We start from the raw sequence: 3,544 nt of genomic DNA, 5'->3' as shown, positions 1-3,544 counted from the left end.
AACCGTCTTCTTTTCTGCCGTCGCCCTCGCTGCCACCGTCATCTTCTGGCTATAACCAATGAGTCCTGACCCTAAGCATTTAGCTCACTTGCCGGGATGAGGCTTCAAGCTGTTCGAGACTGGCGCGTGGGTCGCTTGCGGTCGCCATAGCATCGGCTTCCCGGTCTACCCTCGACGGCAGCAGCGGATTGTCACGCCGCTGCTCTTCCATCAGCTCGATGAGCTTAGCGATCTTTTTCTCGCTGAGCACGGCGATCTGCAGCGTCAGCCGAGCCCGCTTGTCGGCCAGCTCTTCCTCGTGGCGTTGCGTGGTCAGGATGAGCAGTGCCACGATCAGCGCGGCGATCGTCACGAGAAAGCCGAGATCGGGAAATGGGAACTCCTCGAGTGCCGTCGATCCCATCAGCCGGGCGGCATAGTTCCCGACCACCCACGCGATCACCAGACCGATGATGATCGCGAGCGCCAGGGGACGGCCGAGCCCTGCCGTCACGCGATTGGCAAACCGTTGCACCGGCGAGACGGCCTGCTCGTGCTGGTCGTATAACTCCGCAAGCTGCTGGACCGTCGCTTCCTCGTGCCCTGCAGGCCTTGCGGAGGTCATGTCGCGTCCTTGCTGGGAGACGAGCGCTCGCCCGCGTCGTCGCGCTCGTGCCGCAACAGCGCCAGCACCCCGCTTGCGGCCAACAGCGCCAGTCCCTGTATCTTGCGACCGCGCCGGATGCGTGCGAGGCCAAGGGTCGAAAGGCCGGAGGTCAGAAGGCCGACCTTGCCGACGCCGGTGACTCGCGTGCCGGCGGCCATCAGCCGAGCCGTAGCGAGATCGCGAACGTCGGAGGCGGTATGGATCTGCACAGGGCCGGGCTGGCCGGAAGGCGCCGGCAATCGTCCCTCACCGGTCGGCGCATCCTGCCTGGCGGCGCTTGAGGCGGGTGCCGCTTGACGCTCGAACTCCGAGTTCAGCTCGGCGCCGAAGACCAGGATGTAGCAGGACAGGTACAGCCAGGTGAGCAGCACCACCACGGCACCGAGCGAGCCGTAGGTGGCATTGTAGTTTCCGAAGTGGGCGACATAGATGCCGAACCCGATCGTCAGCAGCAGCCAGCCGATGGCGGCGAATACCGATACGGGGGTCAGCCACACCCAGCCGGCCTGATCGCGCGACGGGCCGAACCGGTACAACGTCGCGGCGCCTGCTGCGCCGGCGAGCGCCAATACGGCGTAGGTCGCGATCTTGCCGACCACCGCGACCCAGTCTGGCAGGGTCGGCAGCAGATCCTCAAGATGACCGAGCGCGGCGATCGCGACCATCGCGACCACCGCCACCAGCACCGCCGCCGCGGTCATCGCCAGCGCAAGCAGGTTGAGACGGACGAAGCCGCGTTTCTCATGCTCGTCATAGGCGATGTTGAGCGCGGTAACGATTGCCCCCGCGCCGTTGCGAGCGCCGAACAGCGCCAGCGCGAGGGCAAGGAGCAGGCCAAGCCCCTTCTTGCCGTCCGACGTCTTGACGACGTTCATCAGCTGCTCACCGATCAGCTTGGCGGCGTCGGCGGGCATCGCCGAGGTGAGCTGCGTCATGTTGCGCATGACCGTCGAGGGTTCGGCAATGATCCCATAGCTCAGCACGATCGCGCCGAGCAGCGGCACCAGCGCCAGGAAGCCGTAGAACGCCACGCCGGCCGCAACGAGGCCGACATTGTCGTCGCCGGCCTCCTTCCAAGTGCGCAGCGCGGCCGCCTTCCACGCCGGCCAGCCCATCTTGAGCGGTCCGGCGTCGCCGCCGGAGCGCGCAGTATCTGGCGCTCCGCTCAACGCATCCGCGCCAGGATCTGATCGAGCGGGTTGCCGCCGCCGCCCAGCAGGCTGCCGAGGCCGCCCAGGCCGCCGCTCGGCGTACCTCCACCACCCAGGATCGACCCGAGCATCCCGCCAAGGCCGCCGCCCTGCGCTGGGTCGCTCGCTGCGCCGCCGTTCCCGCTCGCCAAGTGCTTCGCCACCATCGCCGCCACGACCGGCAGCATCGCCTTCAGCACCGTGCTCGACACCCCGCTCTGTCCGGCGGCATGATCGGCAACCTCGCGGCTCACGTCCTTGCCGCCGAAGATGTGCCCGAGGATGCTGTTGCCGGCATCGGTATCCGGCTGGGCGCTATCGCTCACGGCATCGGTCGCAGGGGCCAAGTCGTTGGCCTCCGCCTTCTTCTGGAACCCGCCGAGCACCGCAGGCATCAGCGAGCCCAATGCCGACTGGGCCTGATCGGGGTTGAGCCCGAACCGGGCGGCGAGGCTCGACATGTCCATGCCGCTCGAACCGAGCATCTGATCCAGTGCCTGCATGTCTGTTCTCCTTCGTCTGTTGGCGGGTGCGGCGGTGACGATCAGCTGCGCTGTTCGTCCGTCGGGAAAAGACCCGGCACCCGCCAGGTGTGTCTGTGCGCTGTCCTTTCCGGCCTGCAGGGTCTCCTGAGCGACCTGCTTTACATTGCCAAGCAGATCGCCGCTCTTCGCGTCGCCGAGCAGTTCGCCGACCGGCCGGTCGCCTGTCAGGCCATGCGCCTCGGCGCTGCCCTTAATCGCCGCCAGCGTGTCGGTCGCGATGTGGCCGCCGCGATCCACCACGTCCTGGGCGAGGTCGCGACCGGCGGTGCGCAGCTTGGTCGCCGTCGAGGCGAGTGCATGCTGCTCCTCGTCGGACACCGGCAGCAGCGATCCTGCGACCAGGCCGACAATCGCGGCGATGCCGCCAAGCGCAAACGGGTTGCTGGCGATGGACGAGAATGCGTTGCGTGAGGAGTTGGCCATGTCGTGAGTACCTTCCTGAAGAGCGGCGCCACGCTTGTCGGCGCTGTTGCCGAACCGGTGCAGCGCATCGCTCGCGCCGGCAGTAAGATCGTGTGACGTGTCGCGCAGGGTCTGCGATGCGGACGCCACTGCATCCTTGACGCGCTGCGCGTACGACGACGCCGTGTCCGACACGTTCCGAGTGACGCCAACCATCTTGCCGCGGGCATCGTCGAGGCGACCGGCGTAGCTCGCGTCGTCATCATGGTCGAGGCGCTGGACGCTGCCTTCCGCCAGGCGCAGGCGCGCCTCGAAGTCGTCGCTTCTTGGCCTGGTTTGCGGGGCTAGCGGCAGGCGCTCGGCCATGCCTCGCTCCGCGAACTGCGCCGCCCTCCAGGTCCGCGGCCATTCGCCAGACCAGTTGATGGCCGCCTGCGGCAGGCCATGAAGCGCAGCCAGGAACCCGGCCACGGCATCGAGCACGGCGGTTTTCGCCGCCCGATCGAGGCGAGCGTATGTGTCGGGAGTGAGCGGATCACCGGCGACGAAGCGGTAGCCAGCGAAGCGGCTGGCGTGAGCGCGGTCCGCACCAGATTGGTATCGATCGCCACACCGGCAAGCGTTTCGGCATGAACGGCGTTGGCGGCGACGCCGGCGCCCATACCGAGACTGAGGGAAGCGCCCGCAAGCAGCGTCCAGAACGGGACGCCTTCAAGGCGCCGGAACTTGGCCAGCTCCCGGCCAAGTCGAGAGTCAGCATT

At 67.4% G+C, this 3,544-nt stretch carries 4 protein-coding genes; 1 reads left to right on the top strand and 3 read right to left on the bottom strand.

Annotated elements, in window-relative coordinates:
• Positions 1-79: 79 nt before the first annotated feature.
• From HUU96_RS13265 to HUU96_RS15210, 3 genes are read right to left on the bottom strand one after another with little or no spacing between them, the layout of a single operon-like run.
• A complete protein-coding gene (locus HUU96_RS13265; protein WP_174293231.1) occupies positions 80-604 on the bottom strand; it encodes a DUF1003 domain-containing protein in 525 nt (174 codons plus the stop codon).
• The gene (locus HUU96_RS13260; protein ID WP_254605224.1) at positions 601-1,815 is read right to left on the bottom strand and encodes a YihY/virulence factor BrkB family protein; all 1,215 of its coding nucleotides are present in this window, start codon (positions 1,813-1,815) and stop codon (positions 601-603) included. The genes HUU96_RS13265 and HUU96_RS13260 overlap by 4 nt, the downstream gene beginning before the upstream one ends.
• Positions 1,812-3,149, bottom strand: coding sequence for a DUF937 domain-containing protein (locus tag HUU96_RS15210; RefSeq protein WP_254605223.1), 1,338 nt, complete (start codon positions 3,147-3,149; stop codon positions 1,812-1,814). The genes HUU96_RS13260 and HUU96_RS15210 overlap by 4 nt, the downstream gene beginning before the upstream one ends.
• Before the next feature lie 78 nt (positions 3,150-3,227).
• On the opposite strand from HUU96_RS15210, the gene HUU96_RS13250 reads away from it, so the two are divergent.
• Positions 3,228-3,416, top strand: coding sequence for a hypothetical protein (locus HUU96_RS13250; protein WP_174293230.1), 189 nt, complete (start codon positions 3,228-3,230; stop codon positions 3,414-3,416).
• The last annotated feature ends 128 nt before the right edge of the window (positions 3,417-3,544 follow it).

The sequence above is a fragment of the Sphingomonas bacterium genome (assembly GCF_903644135.1).
Classification (GTDB): domain Bacteria; phylum Pseudomonadota; class Alphaproteobacteria; order Sphingomonadales; family Sphingomonadaceae; genus Sphingomonas.
This window is presented reverse-complemented; position numbering and strand designations above follow the sequence as displayed.